The following is a 19519-nucleotide window of genomic DNA, read 5'->3' on the forward strand; positions in this document are numbered from 1 at the left end:
GCTCTGACCGCCTCATCCCGCTTTCCCCGAACGAAACGGACAAAACCCGATGAAGTTCCCGAGAACGATCGCGGCGGCCGCCCTGGGCGTCGCCGTGGCGTTCGGCACCGGCCCGGTCACCGCGGCCGCCGCCGACACACCCGTGACGCTGTCCGGCGTCATCCTCGGCGTCGGCGCCAAGGAGTCCCAGCGCGTCGTGAGCTGGTACGCCTCGTCCGACGCCAAGCAGGTGGTGCAGGTCGCGCCGACGAACGAGGTCAAGCACGGCCAGTTCCCGAAGAACGCCCGGACGTTCCCGGCCACCGTCGCCGCGAACAGCGTCAACGGCGGCTTCAACGCCCACACCACGATCGACGGCCTGCGCCAGCGCACCGGCTACTCCTACCGCGTCGGCTCGGGCGGCACCTGGTCGCCGGTGTACACCTTCAAGACCCAGGACTTCCGCGGCGACTTCGACTTCCTGTTCTTCGGCGACCCGCAGATCGGCTCGTCGGGCAACGTGGCCAAGGACGGCGCCGGCTGGGCCGACACGCTGAACGTCGCCCTCGGCGCCAACCCGAACGCCGAACTGCTCGTCTCCGGCGGCGACCAGGTCGAGACCGCCAACACCGAAGCGCAGTGGGACGCCTTCCTCGCCTCCGACAAGCTGCGCCAGTACCCGTGGGCGGCCACCATCGGCAACCACGACGTCGGCGGCAAGGCCTACGAGCAGCACTTCTGGACGCCGAACACCGACCGCTCGGCCGCGTACTACAACGGCGACCCGAGCACCCGCTCCGGCGGCGACTACTGGTACCTCTACAAGGACGTGCTGTTCATCGACCTCAACAGCAACGCCTACGCCACCGGTGCCGACGAAGCCCACATCGGGTACGTCACCGACGTCGTGAAGAAGCAGGGCCGCAAGGCGAAGTACACCGTGCTGGTCTACCACCACTCGATCTACTCGCCGGCCGACCACGCCAACGACGCCGACAACCAGAAGCGCCGCCAGGACTTCCCGACGGCGTTCTCGAACCTCGGCGTCGACCTGGTCCTGCAGGGTCACGACCACAGCTACTCGCGCAGCTACGTGATCAAGAACGGGCAGAAGGCGAACCCGGCCGAGCAGCCCGGCGCCACCCAGGTCGCCCAGGGCCCCGGCGGCGTCGTCTACGTGACGGCGAACTCCGCGTCCGGCTCGAAGTACTACGACCTGACCGACCCGGACACGAGCCAGGACCCGAACTACGGAGCCGACCCGCTCAACCCGGACAACCACTGGGCCAACTCGGTGGAGAACCAGGAGCACGTCCGCACCTACGTCAAGGTCCAGGTGCGCGACGACAAGCTCGTCGTGCAGAACGTCCGCAGCGGCACCTGCGCCGCGCCGAACGCGGCGGTCGAGCTGGGCAAGGTCTCCTGGTGCGGGCCGGACAGCGGCGCCACGCCGGCGCGGCCGGTCGGGTCCACTGTGGACAAGGTCGTCCTCCACCCCTACCGCGGCCACGGCGGCGGCGGGTCGCCCGCGCCGGGCAAGCCGTGCTGGCTCGAGCAGCCGGCCACCGGCCCGGGGCGCACTGTCACCGCCCTGAGCTGATTTCCCTGTCCCGTGCGGGTGGGGCGCCCGCCCCACCCGCACGGGCCTTCCCGACTGGACGTCCCATGAACGCCATCACCCGCGCCGCCGTCACGCTCCTCGCCGCGGCCGGCCTCGGTCTCGCCGTCGCCCCGCCCGCCGGCGCGCAGGACGAGGCGCCCTGGACGGTGGCCGCCGCGGCCAACGACTTCGGCGCCGACCGGGACAACTACAGCTACACCGCCGATCCCGGCGAGCGGATCGACGACGGCCTGGTGATCGCCAACCACGGCACGGCCCCGCTCGACCTCGCCGTGTACGCCGCGGACGCCTTCACCACCGGCTCCGGGCAGCTGGACCTGCTGGCCGAGGACAAACCGTCGACCGGCGTCGGCGCCTGGGTCCACCCGGGACAGGACCACGTGACCGTCCAACCCGGACAGACCGCCGCGGTGCCGTTCACCGTCACCGTCCCCGCCGACGCCGCCGCCGGCGACCACGTGGGCGGCATCCTCACCTCGATCGTCCAGGGCGACGTCGAACGCCGGGTCGGCACGCGCATCCGGCTGCGCGTCGGCGGCGACCTCCGCCCGGGCCTGACGGTCGAGAACCTGGACGTGCGGTACGCCGGCACGGCCAACCCGATCGGCGCGGGTGACGCCACTCTCGCCTACACGATCCGCAACAGCGGCAACGCCGTCGTCACGGCCCGGCAGTCGGCGGAGGTGACCGGCCCGTTCGGCAGCTGGCCCGCCGAGGCGGAACCGATTCCCGACTCGCCGCCACTGCTGCCCGGCGAAACGTGGCAGGTGACCGCGTCCGTCCACGGCGCGGCGCCCGCGCTGTACCTGGCCGGGACGGTCACCCTCGTCCCGCTGCTCACCGACGCGGCGGGCTCGACGGCACCGCTGTCCGGTGTGGACACCACCGCGCATTCGTTGGCCGTTCCGTGGACCGCGGTGCTCGTCATCGTCCTTTGTGTACTGCTGATCGTGTTTCTGATCGCGCGTCGCCGCCGGAAGCTCGCTCAGGCGGGGTAGCGTCGGTTGAACCGCGGCGGTTCGTAGCTCAGGTACCGTCCCGCCGCGCCGTCCACGGCGACCGAGAGCGCGTTCATCGTCCGGGGCGACGTGTCCGGCCAGTGCCCGGTGCGCAGCCGGGTCAGCACGCGGTCGACGGCCGCCTGCTGTTCGCCGGTCGTGTAGGTGCAGTGCCCGGCCGTCCGGACGTACGTCTGCCGCAGCAGGGACTCGTTGCCCGCCCGGCGGGCCAATGCGCCGTAGGACTGCTGCTGGGCCACCGTGGAGATCTGGTCACCGGTGCCGTTGACCGTGAGCACCGGGATCCGCAGGTCGCCGGTGAACACGATGCCCCGCTCCAGGTAGCGGACCGCGGCGGGATCGGCCTCGATGCGGGGTTCGGCGGCGAGGCGGGCGAAGTCGGCGCGCAGGTCGAGGCCCGCGCGGGTGTAGAGCCGGCGCACCGCGTTCTGCAGGCTGGGTGCGGCCGAAGCGAACTGGCGTACGTAGTCCACCCCGGTGTTCCAGGACGGGTTGCCGCCGGAGAGCTGCTCGATCGCCCGCCGGCTGCTGACCGCCTGCCCGAGGTAGGGCAGCGGGCCACCGGCGAGGGCCAGGAACGCGCCCTGTTCCACGCCGTCGACGTCGTGGCCGGCCGGGACCGGGGTCGCCGAGCCGTCCGGGGCCAGTCCCCACGCCGGCAGCTGGCCGATCGCCGCCGCGAGGGCGATGCGCGCCTTGCCCGCCGGCGAGCCCTGGGCCGCAGCCGTCGCCGAGAGCCAGTGCTGCTGCGTCCCCGGGACGTCGGCCGGGATGCCGGTGACCGGCAGGGCCGAATCGCGGAACAGCAGCGTCTTGAGCGTGAAGACGGTGTCGAGCTTCTGGTTCCACTGCCCCACCGCGCCGCCGAGCCCGCCGCACATCGGGATGGCCGCGGCGAAGCGGCCGGGGTGCGCCTGCGCCACGCCGGCGGCGACCATGCCGCCCATCGACCGGCCTTCGGCGATCGCGTACCGGGCCGGGCCGAACGCCGCTTCGAACCGGCCGAGCGCCTCCGCCTGGTTGTCGATCGCGCGCGCGATGTTCCAGCTGCTGATCGCGCGCGTGGTGCCGCCCACCGCGTAGCCGCGGTCCAGCAGGCTCTTCGTGAGCGGGCTCGCCAGGCCGCCCGCGGCGAAGTCGAGGTCGACCAGCACGGATCCGTTCCACCGCAGGGGTTTCGCGAAGGTGTACGGCGTGCCGTCGGTCAGCTGCCCGTCGGTGCACCTCGCCGCCGCGACGGGATCCGGGCACGGGTTCCCGGCCTCCGCCGCGTGGGCGGTGGCGGGAAGCCCGGCGGCGAGGACCGCGACCGCGGCCAGGAGGGTGAGCTTGCTGCGCATGGACGCTCCTGTCGGAAGTTCTTGCCGGTGACGGTCGGCCCGGGGTGACGGACGGACCCGGAAGTCCTTTCCGGACGGTCAGGTCAGTTCGCCGAGCCAAGCGGTCATCCGCGCGGTCAGGCCGTCTCCCGTGCGGGCGTCGACGTTGTCCGCGTGCAGTTCCAGCACCGGGATGCCGGCGGCACGCAGCGCGCGGGTGGTGAAGTAGCCGCCCCGGGCGTCGTCGGAGACGAGGTGCACCACGCCGTGCACGCCGTGGTGGCGCGCTTCCTTGACGTACCACTCCGCCGACCACGGCGGGGTGTAGAGCTGGTCGCCGAACGCGGCGAATCGGGCGGCTAGGGTTCGCAACGGGTCGTCGCCGTACCGCAAGTAGCCGTCCGCGGCGATCGCCAAGTACATGGACCAGACGAAGACCGCGCCGTGCGACTCCTGGAACCGCTGGTAGAAATCCAGGTCGAACCACAGCCCGCGGCCGATCCACATCAGCCGCAGCCGCTCGTCCGGGCACACCGCGACGCCGGCGTCGATGCGGTCGCGCACCTCGTCGTGGAACGCCCGCGCGGCGTCGCGCGCCCACTCGGTGCCGCGGTGCCACTGGGGCACCATGACGCTCGGGATGCCGTCGGTGACGGCGATCGGGCACGGCCGGGCGGCGGCGATCAGGTCGCGCGTGCGGCGGTTCCACTCCTGCTGCTCGTTGACCAGGTCCAGGACCTCGCGGAACCGGGTTTCGGAGAACACCCGGCCGGTGGTCTGCTCGAGGAACCGGATGAGCCCGGTCAGCTCACCGGTCAGCAGGTCGAGCCGGTCGCTGCCGATCGCCTCTTCCCAGCGGTGCGGCACGAGTTCCCACCACCGCTCGGGGACTTCGTTCTCCGCCGCGCTTTCCAGGGCGTAGTAGGTGACGCCGGGTTGCGCGTCCCAGACGTCGAAGATCTTCCGCGACGCGTCCCCGGTCGTCTCACCGAGCACGATCGACGGCGTCGGCAGGCCGCCCCACGGCGCCTGGCCGGGATCGTCTTCGAACGCCGACGCCAGCGAAGTGGCGCTGTACTGCTCGATGTAGTCCGGGTAGCCGCGTTCGCGCAGCAGGCCGAGATAGCGCTGGGTCTGGCGTTTCGCCGCGACGATCGACGCCCACCACTGGTTGACCACGTACGGGATGTCCATCGCCCGGAAGATCTCCTGGGGCGCGTCCGCGTTGACCAGCGCCAGCGGGCCCCCGTCGGCACGCACCCGGGCGAACCACCCGCGCTGGTAGGCGGTCGCGGTGGTCGCCGACGCCAGCCGGGCGGTCACGCGACCGCTCCCGCCGGTACCAGTGCGGCCAGCGCTTCCGCCGTCAGCTCGCCGTACGGCTGCCGTTCGGCCAGGACCGCCGGCAGTCCCGTCGCGGCGCGCTGCTCCGGGAAGTCCCACGGCGGCGCGTCGTCGTGCACGCGCGCGTAGGAGAACAGGACCTCGGCACGGCATGCGCGGGCTGCCGCGGCGGTGTGCGCCGCGCGGTGCCGGATGGACGCGCGCGGGGCGGCGGGGCCGTTGTGCTGGTAACGCTCGGCCAGCGCGAGTTCCGTCGGCGCCGCGCAGATGCGGGCGAACAGCAGCTCACCCCAGTCGTGGTCCTCCCCGGCGACGAGGAAACCGTTGCGCTCCAACGTCTCGTACACGTTTGGCGTGTCGTGGGAACTCCCGGTGAGGAACAGCCGAACTCCTTCGACCGCACGCGGGTCGGCGAGCACGCCGTCGACGAGCGCGGTGGCCTCCGCGACCGGCACGGCAGTGGTCGCGGCGACGGTTTCGAGGAATCGCGTGCCGCTCAACCGGTTCGCCCGGCGCAGGGCGGCGAGCCGGCCGAGCGACCGCCGCAGGGTGTCGTGCGCGGTGATGGCCGCGGCGAGGTCGTCGTCGCCGATGGGCCGCCAGCGCCCCAGCCATTCGCGCAGCTGGGCGATCTTCGCGTGGACGTACCGGGTGGTCGTGTGGTGCGGCAGGTGCAGGACGTCGACCAGCCGCAGCGGCGGCAGCCCCAGCGCCGGCTCGATCCGGTGCAGCTCCCGCAGGGCGTAGAACAGGCGCAACGACGCTTCGCAGTCGCGGGAGACGACGATGGCTTCGAGCGGCCCGTAGTCGTCGGTGAGGATCCGCGTCAGGATCGACCGCGCGACCGGGTCGACGCCGCGGCCGAGGTAGCGGTCGCCCAAAGTGCTGTCCGCGCCCGGCTTCCCGGTCAGCCGCAGCGGCCGCAACCCCGCTGCGGTGATCAGCTCGACCGGGACGTCGGCGCCGACGTACCCCACGGTGCTCAAATCACCGCCTCCGCGACCAGGTCCGCCACCTGCTGCTCGGTGTAGCCGAGCAGTTCGCGGTAGACGTGCTCGTTGTGCTCCCCGAGCCCCGGCGCGGGCCGGTCCAGGGCGACGCGGGCGGCGGAGAACCGGATCGGCACCCCGGTCCCGGCCAGGTCCGCGACGTCACCGTGCCGCGGGTGCCGCAGCGGCACGACCTCTTCGCGCGCCAGGACCAGCGGATCCCGTACCGCGTCACGCGGTTCGCGGACCTCGGCTGCGGGCACGCCTTCGGCGGTGAACGCGGCGAGGATGTCCTCCAGGGGCCGCACCCGGCACCACTCGCGGATCAGCTCGTGCAACTCGTCGGCGGCCCGGACCCGCTGGTCTCGCGTGCGGTAGCGGTCGTCCTCGGCCAGTTCGGGCCGGCCGATCGCGCGCAGCACGCCGTGGGCGAACGCGTCGGTCGGCGCGCAGAGGGCGAGGTAGCCGTCCAGCGCCGGCAGGATGCCGAAGGGCGCCAGCCGCGGCACCATCGACCCGGTGCGCTGCGGCAGGCCGACCGCGTCGAAGGCGTCGAAGGGCTCGCACGCGACCAGCGACGTCAGCGCGCCGAGCATCGACACGTCGACGTGCTGACCCTCGCCGGTGTGCTCGGCCTGCAGCAGCGCGGACACCGTGCCGACCACGGCGAACAGCGGCGCAAGGAGGTCGCCGATCGGCAGCCCGAAGCGGACCGGGCCCTCGTCGGGCTCGCCGGCCGTCATCATCACCCCGCTCAGCGCCTGGATGATCGAGTCCATCGCCTTGCCGGAACCCGGGCCGCCCTGGGCGCCGAACCCGCTGATGGACGTGTAGACCAGCCGGGGGTTGAGCTCCCGGACGCGTTCGTAGGAAATGCCGAGCCGCTCGGTGACGCCCGGGCTGTAGTTCTCGACCAGCACGTCGGCGTCGCGGACGAGGTCGGTGAACACCTGGTGGGACCGCGGGTTCTTCAGGTCGAGGGTGACGCTGAGCTTGTTGCGGCCGCGCAAGAGCATCGACACGGACAGGTCGTCCTCGTGGCGCCGGGCGAGGTTCAGCCCGTCGCGGCCGACGTAGGGCGCGTTGTTGCGGGACGAATCCCCGCCGGTGGCGGGGTTTTCGACTTTGATCACCGTGGCCCCGAGCCCGGCGAGCAGCAGCGTCGCGTACGGCCCGGCGAGCGCGGTGGTCAGGTCGATCACGGTGCGGCCGGCCAGTGGCTGGTCGGTCATGCGGGAACCCCCTCGGTGAGATCGACGAGCACTTCGGTGCCGCGGGTGGTGAACCGGCCGTTGAGCCGGGCCCCGCGCGTGATGTCCTCGACGTACTTCGTCACGGCGTCGCCGTCCGGCGTGCCGCCGACCGGGACCGGACGGCCCTGGTCGTCGATCCAGCACGGGACGAACCCGGCTTCGCGCAGCCCGGTCTCGTCGAAGCGGCAGAAGGCGATGGCGGTGTTGCGGCTTTCGGGGTGGAACGGGAAGAACGGCATGTCGGGGTTGGGCGCGAAGCCGTACAGCTTCGTCCGCCGCTCGGCCCACGCGCGCAGCTCGTCCGCGCCGACGCCCGCTCCCGGGGTCAGGGCGTGGGTGACCGTGGCGAAGTTGCCGAGGCCGTGGAAGATCGGCCGTCCTCTGTGGACTTCGATGCCGCGCATGATGTGCGGGTGGTGGGAGAACACGGCGTCGGCACCGGCGTCGACCGCCGCGCGGGCGACCGGGCTCTCGTACATCGCGACCACCACCGGGGTGTGGCCGACGCCCTTGTGCAGCGACACGAGGACGACGTCGACCTCGGTCCGCAGGCCGCGGATGTCTTCGGTCATCGCGTCCAGGCTGTCGGGATCGGCGAAGGTGTAGACCTTCGGCGGCCCGCCCGGGCTCGCGTGGTCCAGCTCGTAGTGGGTGAGGACGTGGACGTACGCGCAGCCGGGCTTGCGGGAGGTGGCCCACGAATCACGCGGGCCGACGCAGTTGTAGGACAGCACGCCGATCCGCAGGCCGCCGCGCTCGACGATCGCCGGGCGCCGCGCCTCGGCGAGGTTCGTTCCGGCACCCGCCGTCACCATGCCCGCCGCGCGGGAATAGGCGATGGTGTCGGCCAGCCCGCCGGCACCGGCGTCGAGGACGTGGTTGCCCGCCAGCGTGACCACCTCGAAACCGGCCCCGGCCACCGCTTTCAGTGCCGCGGGATCCGCGGGAGGCGCCGGTACGTCGGTGCTTTGCTGGACCGCCGTGGTCGAATGCGGGACTTCGACGTGCCCGATCGCCAGATCCATCCCGCGCAGCACCGGCGCGGCCGGGGCGAGGAAGAACTCCGGGTCCGGCTCGTCCAGGATGAGGTCGCCGACGGCGCCGACAGTGATCACGAAGCACCTTCCTTTTCGGACAGATGGCGGGACAGGAACGCGCGCAGCCGGTCGGTCCGCGGCCGGGTGAACAGCTCCTCCGGCGGGCCCTCTTCGACGATCCGGCCCGCTTCCATGAACACGCACCGATCCGCGGCCTCGCGCGCGAAGGCCATCTCGTGGGTGACGACGACCATCGTGGTGCCCGCCGCGGCGAGGTCGCGCAGCACGGCCAGGACCTCGTCGACCAGTTCCGGGTCGAGCGCGCTGGTGGGTTCGTCGAACAGCATGATCCGCGGCCGGACCAGCACGGCACGGGCGATGGCGACGCGCTGCTGCTGCCCACCCGAGAGCTGCCGCGGGTAGTGGTCTTCTCGCCCGGCCAAGCCGATGCGCGCGAGCAGTTCACGCGCTTCGGCCTCCACAGTGGACCGATCGCGCCGGTGGACGCGGATCGCCGCGTCGGTCACGTTGCGCAGCACGGTGAACTGCGGGAACAGGTTGAACTGCTGGAAGACCATGCTCATCCGCCGCCGCTGGGCGGCGATCCGCCGCTCGGTCAGCGCGCGCAGGCCGCCGGGCGAACGCCGGTGGCCCAGCAGCTCGCCGTCGAGGTACAGCGCGCCGCCGTCGACGGGCTCCAATTGGTGGGCGCAGCGGACGAGCGTCGACTTGCCCGACCCGGACGGCCCGATCACCACGACCGTTTCGCCTTCGTGGACGTCGAGGCTCACCCCGGCCAGCGCGGTCACCGCGCCGAACTCCTTGCGGACGTCGCTGATCCGCAGCACCGGGGCGCTCACCGGGCACTCCGGTGGCCGCGCGAGAACCGGCGTTCCAGCCGGCGCTGCCCGGCGGTCAGGACGGTGACCACGACCAGGTACCAGAAGCAAGCGACCAAGAGCATCGGCACGATCTCGTAGGTGCGGTTGTAGATCACCTGCACCGAGTGCAGCAGGTCCGACATCGCGATGACCGAGACGAGTGCCGTTCCCTTGAGCACGTTGATGAACTGGCTGCCCGCGGGCGGGATGATCACGCGCATCGCTTGCGGCAGCACGATCCGCAGCAGCGTCTGGCCCGGCGGGTAGCCCATCGCGCGGGCCGCGTCGCGCTGGCCGGGGTCGACCGACGAGACGCCGGCGCGGAAGATCTCCGCCAGGTACGCCGATTCCACCAGCGATAAACCGATCACCGCGGCCGTCAGCGGCGTGATCACGGAGTTGGCGTCCCACGTCCCGAAGACCGGGCCGAACGGGACGCCGATCGACAGCCTCGGCAGCAGGTAGGCGAGGTTGAACCAGAAGATCAGCTGCACCAGCGGCGGGATGCCGCGGAACAGGCCCACCCACAGCGTCGCCACCCACCGGGCGGGCGCGAACCCGCTCAGCTGCATCGCCGCGACCACGCCGCCGCCCAGCGAGCCGAGCACCATCGCGGCGACCGCGAGCAGCACCGTGGTGCCCAGGCCGGCCATGACGCTCTTCTCGAAGAGGTACTTCGCCACGACGTCCCACTGGAAGCGGTCGTTGCGGACCAGGAACACGACCAGCTGCGCGGCCAGCACGACCAGCACGAGCACGAACAGCCAGCGCAGCGGGCGGAAGCGGCCGCGGGCTCCGGCGACGTCGTCGCGGACCGGCGCTGTTTCCTCCACAGTGGACACGGCGGTCATTTCGCGGTCGCCACGTCGAACAGCGGCTGCGGGACCGTGACCTCGTCCAGGCCCCACTGGTGCATGATCCGGGTGTAGGTGCCGTTGCGGAACAGCTCCTCGAACGCCTTCTGCAGCACCGGACCGAGCTTCGCGGACTTCGGGGTGTACAGCGCGAGATTGTCCTTTGTGGCGCCTTGCTCCTCGGTCTGCGTCACGTACTCGTACTGCCCCTTCTGCTGCGTGGTCACGTCGATCGCGGCGGCCTGCGTCATCCCGGCGGCCTCCGCCCGGCCGGACTTCGCGGCCAGCAGGGTCGCGTTCGTGTCGTCGAGCCCGACCACCTGGACGGCCGCTTTCTGTGCGCGTTCACAGAAAGCGGAGAGCTTGGCGAGCTGGTCTTCGACGACGCTGGCGGTCACCACCGCGACGCGCTTGCCGCACAGGTCGGCGGCCTGCTTGATGCCCGCGGCGGACCCTTCGGGGACCACGTAGGACGTCCGGGTCGTCATCCACGTGACGGTGTCGAACTGCTTCTCCCGTTCGGCGGTGGCCTTGACGGGCCCGTTGAACGCGTCGTACCGGCCGCTGAGCATGCCCTGCAACGCAGCCGGGAGCCCGCTGACGATGGTGGTTTCCGTGCGCACGCCCAGGAGCTGGCCGAGCGCCTGCTGGAAGTCGTGGTCGATGCCGGTGACCGTCTTGCCGTCCGGGCCGACGGTCCGGTACGGCGGGTGCGAGTCCCCGGCGAACCGGAGGACACCGGCGTCCTTGACCGGCTGCGGCAGCTGGTCGTGCAATGCCGCGTCGGTGGTCAGGGCGGCGGCCGAGGGGGCCGGGGCCGCGCCGTCGTCGACCGTGCACCCGGCCAGGACGAGGCCGGTGGCGACCACGGCGAGCGAGCTTCGACGCCATTGACGAAGTGAGGAACCCATGTCGTTTTCTTCCTGAGGAAGGCCGTCCGAGCGGGCGGCGCGGGAACCCGGGGGATGAATTGGTTGCTATCTGGGCGCCGATCGTCGCATGATGTGTCGCGTGATTCAACCCCTCGATCCGGCGGGCCGGACGGCACTGCCACCATGGACCCCCACGGCGGGCGGCCCCGGCCGGCCGCCGACCCGAGTCCCGGAGGCAGGCGCGCGATGACGGTGACGCCCTCGGGGCCGCTGCCCCGCTCCCAGCAGGGAGCCGAACCCCAGCTGCTGCTGACGTCCCTGCTCGGCGACTTCTGGTACTGGCGCGACGAGCACATCCCCTCGGCCGCGCTGGTGCAGCTGCTCGGCGAGTTCGACATCAGCCCGGCGAGCGCGCGGGCGGCGATCCGCCGGCTCGCCGCCCGCGGCCTGCTCACCGTGTCGCGCAGCGGCCGGACGACGGCGTACGGCATCCCGGCGCGCACGTCCGAAGTGATCATCGAGCGCACGCACCGGATGCTGACCTTCGGCACCAGCGCGCCCGACTGGGACGGGCGGTGGACCGTGGTCACGTTCTCGGTGCCCGAACAGGACCGCGGGCTGCGCACGGCACTGCGGTCGCGGCTGCGGGTCCTGCGGTTCGCCGCCCTCTACGACGGCGTGTGGGTCAGCCCGCACGACCTCGCCGAACCCGCGTCGGACGCGTTGCGGGAGCTCGGCCTGCGCAGTGCGACGGTCTTCCGCGCCACCGAGGTGCCCGGTCCGGCCGCGGCGGTGACGGCGTTCGACCTCGAGCCGCTCGCCCGGGAGTACGACCAGTTCGTCGAGCGGTACGAACAGGTGCTGACCGGCGTGGAGGCCGGCCTGATCAGCCCGGCGCAGGCGTTGCGCACGCGCACCGAGCTGCGCGTCGACTGGCGCCGCTTCCCGGAGACCGACCCCGACCTGCCGGCCGGACTGCTGCCCGCCGACTGGGCACGCGACCGGGCACAGAAGGTGTTCCTGCAGATCTACGACCGGCTCGGCCCGCTGGCCGAGCTGCGGTTCCGGCAGGTGCTGGCCACGACCGACCCCGAGCTGGCCGAACTGGCCACCCACCACGACTCGCTGAAGGTGGCCGCGTTGTTCGCCGAGCTGGGCGACCGCCACCCGGCGGGCGACACGCCGTTCGAGCAAGCCGCCGAGGCTCGCCGCCTGGACGACGCGCGGCGCCAGTAAGGGCGGCACTTACCGAGCCGACCGTGCGGTGATTTGCCGCGTTCGGCATCGGTCTCGACGTTCGTCGGCAGGCTCGGAAGCATGGTGTTCGACTCGGCCCGGTTCGACCTCCGGCCGGGCGGACGCGGGCTGGCGATCCCCCGCTGGTGCAACGGTTCGAACACGTCCCAGTCGCCGAGGAGCTGCCCTTCCCGCCGCCGCCGACCTGCACCTGACGCTGCCGATGTCGGGGCGGGCCGAACTGGAGACGCGAACCGGCGGGCGAGCCGTGGTCGACCGTACGGTGACTTGCCGCGTTCAGCGTCGGTCGGTACAGCCGTCGGTAACCTCGGAAGCATGGTGTTCGACTCGGCTCGGTTCGACCTCCGGCCCTACACCGGCTTCGAGACGGATCGCTTCGTCCGCCGCACCTTCTGCAGCTGGGTGGACGCGGGCTGGCGATCCCTGCTTGTGCAGCGGTTCGAGCACGTCCCGGTCGCCGAGGAACTGGCCCTCCCCGCGGCCGCCGACCTGCACCTCGTGCTGCCGGTGTCGGGACGGGCCGACCTGGAGACGCGGGCCGGCGGGCGGGCCGTCGTCGATCAATGGCTGCCCGGCCGGCTCCAGCTGGGCCTCCCGCAGCAGGCCGTGGTCCGCCGCTACCGCGGGGACGGGGACATGCGCAGCGTGCAGGTGCACATCCCGCGCGACACCGTCGATGCGGTCGCGGCGCGGCTGGGCGGCGACGTCCCGGACTTCGAGGCGATGGCCGCGTCCGTCGCCGGCGGTGACCCGCTGCTCGAGCATGCCGTCCGGGCGCTCGGGTCGCCGGGAACCGCGGACGACCTGTACGCCGAGACCGCGGCCGCGTTCCTGGCGACGCACCTGCTGACCCGGCACGGGCGGCTGCGAGCCGGCCGGCCTCCGGGAAAGGAGGACGCCCGCGTGCGCGCGGCCGTGGCGTTCCTGCGCGAACGGCTGGCCGAGCCGGTCACCCTGGCCGATCTCGCCGGCGAGGTGCACCTGTCGGTCTACCACCTGGTTCGCGTGTTCCGGGCGGCGACCGGCCAGACACCGCACCGGTTCCTGACCGAGCTGCGGGTCGAGGAAGCGAAACGGCTGCTGCGCGAAACGAGCCTGCCGCTCGACCGGATCGCCCCGCGCTGCGGCTTCGCCGGCCCCGGCGCGCTTTCGGCCGCGTTCGTCCGGCACGTGGGCGTCCGGCCGTCGGCGTACCGCAATTCCTGACCGGTACACCGCAATTCCGTGCCTGGGCCGCGGTCCGCGCCGGTCGTAGCCTGCCTGCATGAGTCAGCAGTCGTACGACGTCACCGCCGATTCCCCGGCACCGCCCTCGGTCGTGTGGGCGTTGCTGCTCGACCCGCACAGCTGGCCGGCGTGGTCCCGCATCGACGCCTTGGAGGCAACCGAGTCGACGGGCCTGTCTTCAGACGGCCGGGACGGCGTCGGCGCGGTGCGGGCGTTCCGGACCGGGAAGGTCGTCGCGAAGGAACGGATCACCGCGCTCGAGCCGGAACGCCGGTTCTCCTACGAGGGAGCCGAAAACCCTCAGCTGACCGACTACCGAGCTGCGATCGAGCTGACGGAACTGCCGGGCGGTGGAACGCGGATCCGTTGGCACGGAACGTATTCGGCGCGCTGGGGCATGCGCTGGTTCATGCAGCGCTATCTCCGCCACTTCATGCGTGACATGGCGACGGGGCTGGCCGGCCACGCCAGGGTCCGCGCCCGTCGTCCGAACTGAACGCCGTTACTCACCGTCCGAACGCGACCATTGAGCAGCGTCCGCGGCATAGCGGACGAGAAGCCGCGCGAACTGGACGCGCTCCTCCGGCGACCACCCTGCGGTGATGTCCTCGAACGCCGCGCGCTGGTCGGCGGCGAACCGGGCCCGCTCGGCCTCCCCGCGCTCGGTCAGCTCGAGCACCGTACGCCGGCCGTCGGCCTGGGAGGCCGCCCGCCGCAGCAATCCCTCGGCGATGCACGCCGCCACCGTGCGGCTCGCCACCGGCTGGACCACGCCCATCTCCGCCGCGAGGCCGCCGACCGTCATCTCGCCCGGGGCGTCCGCGACCACGTTCAGCACCAGGTTGCGGGACAGGTCGCGGCTCGACGCGGGCGTGCGCCGGCGCAACCGCGACAGCGCCGGCCCGATCTGGTCCAGCAGGAGGTCGTCACCGCTCACCCCCGAGATCGTAGTACCTCGCGCATTTGCATACCAGTCGCAAACTGCATAGCATCAGGTATGTAACCGCGAACGAGAAAGCGAGGCCGCCATGGCCACCACCGCCATCACCGGCGCCCGGGTCTTCGACGGGGAGAAGACGCTGGGGGTGCAGACCGTCGTCCTCGACGGGCGGAAGATCCGCGCGATCGGCGGCGAGGTGCCCGAGGGCGCCGACGTCGTCGACGGCCGGGGCGCGACCCTGCTGCCCGGACTGATCGACGCGCACGTCCACTCCAGTCCCGGCTCCCTGGCGCTGGCCCTGCGGTTCGGCGTCACCACCGAACTGGAGATGCAGGGCCTGAACACCCGCGAGAACCGGGCGCACGTCACCGAAGACGACACGGTCGCCGACGTCCGGTCGGCGGGCTTCGGCATCACCCCGCCCGGCGGGCACCCCAGCGAGCTGATGCCCGAAGGGTTCCGGCCGGGCGGCGACCTCCCGCCGGTGATGCCGCTGATGCCGTTCTCCACCACCCCGGAGCAGGCCGCCGCGTACGTCCCGCAGCTCCTGGCGCGCGGCTCCGACTACATCAAGTTCATGGTCGACGACGGCAGCGTCGAAGGACACCCCGGGCTGCCGATGCTCGACCAGGCCACGCTGAACGCCGGGGTCGCGGAGGCCAGGAAGTACGGCGCCCTCACCGTGGCGCACACCTTGACCCTCGAGGCGACGCGGATGGCCGCCGAGGCCGGGGTCGACGGCGTCGTCCACGTGTTCATGGACCGCCCGCACACCGCGGAAATCGTGGACGTGATCGCCGGATCGGGGATGTTCGTCGTGCCGTGCGTCTGCCTCGACGCGTCGATGATGGGCATCACCGGCAGCGAGCTAGCCGACGACCCGCGGGTCGCCCGCCGCCTCGACGACCGGTGGGAGAAAACCCTGCGCGCCAGCTACGACCGCTACCCGCAGGGCCGCCTCGACGACGTCCTGGACACCGTGCGGGCGCTGGCCGCGGCGGGCGTGGACCTGCTCGCCGGCACCGACGCCTCGATGGCCGAGACCTTCTTCGGCGGCCTGGCCCACGGCGCCAGCCTGCACCACGAGCTGCAGTACCTCGTGGCCGCCGGCCTGACGCCCGCGCAGGCCCTGCGCGCCGCGACGGCGACCACCGCACGCCGCTTCGGCCTCACCGACCGGGGCCGCGTCGCCGAAGGGCTGCGCGCCGACCTGCTGCTCGTCGACGGCGACCCGACGACGAACATCGGCGACAGCCTCAACACCCGGGCGATCTGGCGGCGCGGCAGCCGGCTCGAGAACTGCTGAGCGCGTTCGTCAGCAGTTCGGCGCCACCCCGGGCCGGACGACGACGGTCGGGGTCCGCGCCGGCTGGTCGCCCTCGGCCGGGCGCGGCGGGCACACCCGGACGACCGGCGGACCCGCGTCGGCGCGGTTCCCGCTGTTGTCGAACGTGATCGGCCCGCCGGCCCCCACCACCGCCTGGCCGCTCGAGGAGAACCCGCTGATCGCGGTGTTGACCTGGCTGCGCTGCACCGGTTTCGCCGACGGGAGCGTCCGCAACGCCGCCGAAACCGTCGTCACGGCGTCGTAGCCGTTGACCGCCCAGCCGTCGTCGAGGTGGGCCGCGTCGAAGCCGGCACCGGCGAAGGCCGCCTCGAGGTCGCGGAACCCGGGGTTGTCCCCGCGGAAGCGGTCGGCGCCGGACACGAGCGTCGACAGCAGCCGGATCCGGCCGTCGGTGAAGCTCTGCGACCGCAGCGCCCGCAGGCGGAGGTCCTCCAGCATCGCGGTGTCTTCAGGCGAGCGGACGCGGAGGCCGTCGGACGTGCTGACCACGCTGACCGACGTGGCCGCGCACCGCCCGCCGAGGAACGCCTCGTCCAGGCTGAAGAGGAACCGGGCGAGGTCGCTGCCGCGCGCGATGTAGAGCACTTCGACGTCCTTCGCCGTTCCGCAGACCCGCTGGGCGGTCAGCGGGACCGTGCTCGCTTCGTCGGCATCGAACTTGACCTCGGTGATCTTGCCGCCGAAACGGCGCTGCATCATGGGCAGCGCGGTGCACGGGTACGGGTCGGACCCGCCGGTGGGCACCATGATGAAGTCCGGCCGGCCGGGCAGCACCGCGGCCAGCTGCTCGATCTGCACGGCGTTGCGGTAGGCGACGCGGTAGAAGTAGTCCCGCCCGACGCCGCGGGGGTAGGTGATGTCCGGGTCGCACGCGCGGAAGTCCGGCTGGTCGTCGCGGGACCCGGTCTGGTCGAACCCTTCGGCGGTGATCAGGTCGGACACCATCGGGACCTTCGCCGCCGCCAGCAGGTCCGCCACCTCGGCCGAGCGCTGCTGGCTCAGCCCCAGCCCGGCGACCGCCACGACGTGCGGATCGTCGGCGAGCTCCCGGGCGACGTCGACGGCCTCGTTGTCCGGCCCGTACGCGCCGACGTTCGCGACCACCAGCCGCATCGGGTGCAGGCACCCGGTGTCGTTGGCGTGCCGCTGCCCGGCCGCCATGCCTTCGAGCTCGTGCAGCGCGCGGGCGCCGGCGTTGCGGTCGGTCAGCGTCAGCAGCACGCCGACGGTCACCGGGGTGCCCTGCGGGTCGCACTTGTCCGCGGCGGCGGCGTTCTGCTGCGCGACCACGTTCAGCACGCCGGCGAAGGAGTCGAGCCCGTAGTCGTACGAGCCGTCGCTCAGCCCGACGCACTCACCGCCCGCCGACCACGCGGAGTTGTCGAACCAGCCGCAGCTGAAGGTGCGCTGCAGCGGTTGCCGGAAGACGAGGCCACCCGCCACCAGCAGGGCGACGACGAGCACGACGGCCACCCGCCACCAGTCCGTCCGGCGGTGCGGGAAGTCCCGGTTCGGATCGGGGAAGACCCCCAGGATGTGGCGCGAGGACAAGTCGGGTCCTTTCGGGACGGTGGTCAGTACCAGCTGCCGTCGGCCGAGTAGCGGCCGGCCCGGTCGAGGAACGGCTCCTTGTCCGCCACCCCTTTGGTTTCGGCGAGCCGGACGAAGCCGTGCCGGGCCAGCTTCCGCAGGGCGGCGATGTCCTCCGCCCGCGTCACGCACGGGTCGCGCTCCAGCGCGGGCACGATGCCGAGCAGCGCGTCGGTGTGCCCGGCCGGGGTCGGCGGCCGGCCGAGGCCCTTCACCTCGGCCGGGTCCGTCACCCGCGGGTCGGGGGTGACCACGACGGCGTCGAACAGTTCGAGCCACTCCGCGGCCGGCAGTTCGGGCAGCAGGGCGGCCAGCTCGTCGGCGACCTTCGCGCGGCCGCCGAGCATCCGCTCGTGGTGCCACCGCCCGGCCCGGTCGTCGGGGTGGATCTTCCCCCGCAGGATCCGGAAGACGGCTTCCCAGCCGGTCTGCGGGTCCGGGCGCACCGCCAACGCCCGCAGGCCGAGGTAGCGCGCCAGCGGGTGGAGCCGGCGTTCGCCGCCGCCGGGAGCGGCCCACAGCGTCGGCGAGGTGTAGAGCGGCGAGTCGAGGGCGAAGGGCGGTGGCAGCAGCGGAACGAGCGCCGCAGCCTCCTTCCACGTCCGGGCGGCCGCGAGCGTGATCAGCGCCTCCACCGACGTCTCGTCCGGCGGCCGCTGCGGGTCGAGGCCGCGGACGAAGACCCGCAGCAGGTGCCGGTCGACGCGGACGTCCTCGTCGGGTTCGCGGCCGTCCAGGAGCGCGTTCAGGTCGTCCGCCAGCGCCGGGTTCTCCCCCAGCAGGCGCAGCACGAACTCCGTCGCGAAAGCGTGGCCGTGGGTGAGGCGCCCGGCCACGGTGCCGGTGCGCTCCGAGGTCGCCCAGTCGTGGCTCTTGGCCAGCTGGAGCGCCTCCGCGGGCGTGAGGTCGGCCACCTCGACGCGCACCCGCGGCCCGGCGACCGGCCCGGTCCCCGGCCACGCGGTGGCGCCGGCCGCGGCCGGTCCCGCGCTGCTGGTGACCACGGTCAGCGGATCGGGCAGCCGGTTCTCCGGGGTCGGCCGGCTGTCGGCGATCGCCTGGCGCACGCGCAGCAGCGAGCGGACGAACGTCACCGCCGACGGGACGTCCCCGTCGTCCAGCAGCAGGAGCATCTGCGGCGGCCGTCCGCGGACGCGGGCGTGGCTGCGCCGGAGATCCGCGAGGAACGCGGCGACCAGGACGTCGTCGACGCCCCGCCGGACCACCGGGTCCGCGCTCTGCGCCCGGGCGCCGAGCTGGATCAGCGTCGCCTCGGCGTCCTTGGCGAAGTCCTGGTCCTGGTGCCCGAACCAGTCCACGGCGTCGCCCCAGGAGAACCGCGTCAGGCCGCGCCCGCGGTACAGGCGGTTCAGCGCGCTCTCGGCGGCTTCGGCCGCCAGCCTCGGGACCAGGTCGGACAGGCCGGGCACCTGGACGTGCACCAGCGCGAAGGAATCGTGCGCCAGCGCCTTCAGGAAACGGTCGAGCGCCGGTTTCCGCTTGTAGTCGTTGAGCCGTTCCCGCAACCGGACCCGCTGGTCGCCCGCGGGCAGCCCGGCGAAATCCGCGCTGAGGGCGAGCTGCGCGACCACCGAGCGCGGGAACGACACCGAATAGCCCGGAACGCCGACACCCAGCCCGAGCATGACCGACGTCAGCAACGGCCGCACCGACGTCCGGTCGCCGTCCAGCACGAGGGGCTGGACCAGCACGGAAGCCGTGCGGCCCCGCCAGGTCCGCAACGTCTCCTCGAGGATCGCGGTCCGGCCGGATCCCCCGCAGCCCGTCAGGACCACGACCGGCCGCGGACCGGCGGAATCCGCTTCGGCACGCGGTTCGACCAGGCCGCCGATCAGCTCCAGAACCGACGTCCGGCCCACGAACATGCGTCCCCCTCGACACCCCAGCCGCGCTTCGCCACTCCCCAGCGAAGATCGGCACTTTATCGTTTCGGATCCGGCGGGGTGGCGGAAAAGGGCGAAGGTCAGC

Annotated in this window: 17 protein-coding genes; 6 read left to right on the forward strand and 11 right to left on the reverse strand. The window is 72.6% G+C overall.

Annotated elements, in window-relative coordinates; translation table 11 throughout:
- The first annotated feature begins 49 nt into the window (after positions 1-49).
- Both ACIQWX_RS30560 and ACIQWX_RS30565 read left to right on the forward strand, forming a co-directional pair.
- Positions 50-1579, forward strand: a complete 1530-nt coding sequence (locus tag ACIQWX_RS30560; protein WP_400878240.1) for a fibronectin type III domain-containing protein — start codon at positions 50-52, stop codon at positions 1577-1579.
- Positions 1580-1644: 65 nt separating this feature from the next.
- Positions 1645-2598, forward strand: coding sequence for a WxL protein peptidoglycan domain-containing protein (locus ACIQWX_RS30565; protein ID WP_400878243.1), 954 nt, complete (start codon positions 1645-1647; stop codon positions 2596-2598).
- Here the strand turns inward: ACIQWX_RS30565 and ACIQWX_RS30570 are convergent.
- The 8 genes from ACIQWX_RS30570 to ACIQWX_RS30605 all read right to left on the reverse strand — a co-directional run bounded on the left by ACIQWX_RS30570 (position 2586) and on the right by ACIQWX_RS30605 (position 11207).
- Complete coding sequence (locus tag ACIQWX_RS30570; protein ID WP_400878246.1) at positions 2586-3959, reverse strand: hypothetical protein; 1374 nt, start codon at positions 3957-3959, stop codon at positions 2586-2588. The genes ACIQWX_RS30565 and ACIQWX_RS30570 overlap by 13 nt on opposite strands.
- A 78-nt stretch (positions 3960-4037) precedes the next feature.
- A complete protein-coding gene (locus tag ACIQWX_RS30575; RefSeq protein WP_400878249.1) occupies positions 4038-5261 on the reverse strand; it encodes a 2-hydroxyacyl-CoA dehydratase family protein in 1224 nt (407 codons plus the stop codon).
- Positions 5258-6259: a 2-hydroxyacyl-CoA dehydratase gene (locus tag ACIQWX_RS30580; RefSeq protein WP_400879757.1), complete on the reverse strand. Its 1002-nt coding sequence runs from the start codon at positions 6257-6259 to the stop codon at positions 5258-5260. The genes ACIQWX_RS30575 and ACIQWX_RS30580 overlap by 4 nt, the downstream gene beginning before the upstream one ends.
- A 5-nt stretch (positions 6260-6264) precedes the next feature.
- Entirely contained in the window at positions 6265-7503 is a 1239-nt protein-coding gene (locus ACIQWX_RS30585; protein WP_400878252.1) for a CaiB/BaiF CoA transferase family protein, read from the reverse strand.
- Positions 7500-8639: a CapA family protein gene (locus tag ACIQWX_RS30590; RefSeq protein ID WP_400878255.1), complete on the reverse strand. Its 1140-nt coding sequence runs from the start codon at positions 8637-8639 to the stop codon at positions 7500-7502. Before ACIQWX_RS30590 ends, ACIQWX_RS30585 begins: the two co-directional genes overlap by 4 nt.
- Positions 8636-9421 carry an amino acid ABC transporter ATP-binding protein gene (locus ACIQWX_RS30595; RefSeq protein ID WP_400878258.1) on the reverse strand — a complete coding sequence of 262 codons (786 nt, stop codon included), beginning with the start codon at positions 9419-9421 and terminating at the stop codon, positions 8636-8638. Before ACIQWX_RS30595 ends, ACIQWX_RS30590 begins: the two co-directional genes overlap by 4 nt.
- On the reverse strand, positions 9418-10293 hold the full coding sequence (locus tag ACIQWX_RS30600; RefSeq protein WP_400878260.1) for an amino acid ABC transporter permease: 876 nt from the start codon (positions 10291-10293) through the stop codon (positions 9418-9420). Before ACIQWX_RS30600 ends, ACIQWX_RS30595 begins: the two co-directional genes overlap by 4 nt.
- Positions 10290-11207 (reverse strand): transporter substrate-binding domain-containing protein, encoded by a 918-nt coding sequence (locus ACIQWX_RS30605; protein WP_400878262.1) that lies wholly within the window; start codon positions 11205-11207, stop codon positions 10290-10292. Before ACIQWX_RS30605 ends, ACIQWX_RS30600 begins: the two co-directional genes overlap by 4 nt.
- A 207-nt stretch (positions 11208-11414) precedes the next feature.
- Here ACIQWX_RS30605 and ACIQWX_RS30610 point away from each other — a divergent pair, with 207 nt between their 5' ends.
- From ACIQWX_RS30610 to ACIQWX_RS30620, 3 genes are all read left to right on the forward strand, one after another.
- Positions 11415-12404, forward strand: a complete 990-nt coding sequence (locus tag ACIQWX_RS30610; protein WP_400878265.1) for a PaaX family transcriptional regulator C-terminal domain-containing protein — start codon at positions 11415-11417, stop codon at positions 12402-12404.
- A gap of 336 nt (positions 12405-12740) precedes the next feature.
- On the forward strand, positions 12741-13631 hold the full coding sequence (locus ACIQWX_RS30615; RefSeq protein WP_400878268.1) for a helix-turn-helix domain-containing protein: 891 nt from the start codon (positions 12741-12743) through the stop codon (positions 13629-13631).
- A gap of 58 nt (positions 13632-13689) precedes the next feature.
- A complete protein-coding gene (locus tag ACIQWX_RS30620; protein ID WP_400878270.1) occupies positions 13690-14148 on the forward strand; it encodes an SRPBCC family protein in 459 nt (152 codons plus the stop codon).
- A 6-nt stretch (positions 14149-14154) separates the two neighbouring features.
- On the opposite strand, the gene ACIQWX_RS30625 is transcribed toward ACIQWX_RS30620, so the two are convergent.
- Positions 14155-14589 carry a MarR family winged helix-turn-helix transcriptional regulator gene (locus ACIQWX_RS30625; RefSeq protein WP_400878273.1) on the reverse strand — a complete coding sequence of 145 codons (435 nt, stop codon included), beginning with the start codon at positions 14587-14589 and terminating at the stop codon, positions 14155-14157.
- Positions 14590-14680: 91 nt separating this feature from the next.
- On the opposite strand from ACIQWX_RS30625, the gene ACIQWX_RS30630 reads away from it, so the two are divergent.
- Positions 14681-15898, forward strand: a complete 1218-nt coding sequence (locus ACIQWX_RS30630; RefSeq protein WP_400878276.1) for an amidohydrolase family protein — start codon at positions 14681-14683, stop codon at positions 15896-15898.
- A 9-nt stretch (positions 15899-15907) separates the two neighbouring features.
- On the opposite strand, the gene ACIQWX_RS30635 is transcribed toward ACIQWX_RS30630, so the two are convergent.
- Positions 15908-17491: an ABC transporter substrate-binding protein gene (locus ACIQWX_RS30635; protein ID WP_400878279.1), complete on the reverse strand. Its 1584-nt coding sequence runs from the start codon at positions 17489-17491 to the stop codon at positions 15908-15910.
- A 23-nt stretch (positions 17492-17514) separates the two neighbouring features.
- Positions 17515-19416 (reverse strand): hypothetical protein, encoded by a 1902-nt coding sequence (locus ACIQWX_RS30640; RefSeq protein ID WP_400878281.1) that lies wholly within the window; start codon positions 19414-19416, stop codon positions 17515-17517.
- Positions 19417-19519 lie beyond the last annotated feature (103 nt).

Source organism: Amycolatopsis sp. NPDC098790 (assembly GCF_044759945.1).
Taxonomy (GTDB): Bacteria; Actinomycetota; Actinomycetes; order Mycobacteriales; family Pseudonocardiaceae; genus Amycolatopsis.

Coding starts and splice junctions, on each gene's coding strand:
- ACIQWX_RS30560 (WP_400878240.1), top strand. CDS start 50: ATGAAGTTCCCGAGAACGATCGCGGCGGCCGCCCTGGGCGTCGCCGTG.
- ACIQWX_RS30565 (WP_400878243.1), top strand. CDS start 1,645: ATGAACGCCATCACCCGCGCCGCCGTCACGCTCCTCGCCGCGGCCGGC.
- ACIQWX_RS30570 (WP_400878246.1), bottom strand. CDS start 3,959: ATGCGCAGCAAGCTCACCCTCCTGGCCGCGGTCGCGGTCCTCGCCGCC.
- ACIQWX_RS30585 (WP_400878252.1), bottom strand. CDS start 7,503: ATGACCGACCAGCCACTGGCCGGCCGCACCGTGATCGACCTGACCACC.
- ACIQWX_RS30600 (WP_400878260.1), bottom strand. CDS start 10,293: ATGACCGCCGTGTCCACTGTGGAGGAAACAGCGCCGGTCCGCGACGAC.
- ACIQWX_RS30605 (WP_400878262.1), bottom strand. CDS start 11,207: ATGGGTTCCTCACTTCGTCAATGGCGTCGAAGCTCGCTCGCCGTGGTC.
- ACIQWX_RS30610 (WP_400878265.1), top strand. CDS start 11,415: ATGACGGTGACGCCCTCGGGGCCGCTGCCCCGCTCCCAGCAGGGAGCC.
- ACIQWX_RS30615 (WP_400878268.1), top strand. CDS start 12,741: ATGGTGTTCGACTCGGCTCGGTTCGACCTCCGGCCCTACACCGGCTTC.
- ACIQWX_RS30620 (WP_400878270.1), top strand. CDS start 13,690: ATGAGTCAGCAGTCGTACGACGTCACCGCCGATTCCCCGGCACCGCCC.
- ACIQWX_RS30630 (WP_400878276.1), top strand. CDS start 14,681: ATGGCCACCACCGCCATCACCGGCGCCCGGGTCTTCGACGGGGAGAAG.
- ACIQWX_RS30640 (WP_400878281.1), bottom strand. CDS start 19,416: ATGTTCGTGGGCCGGACGTCGGTTCTGGAGCTGATCGGCGGCCTGGTC.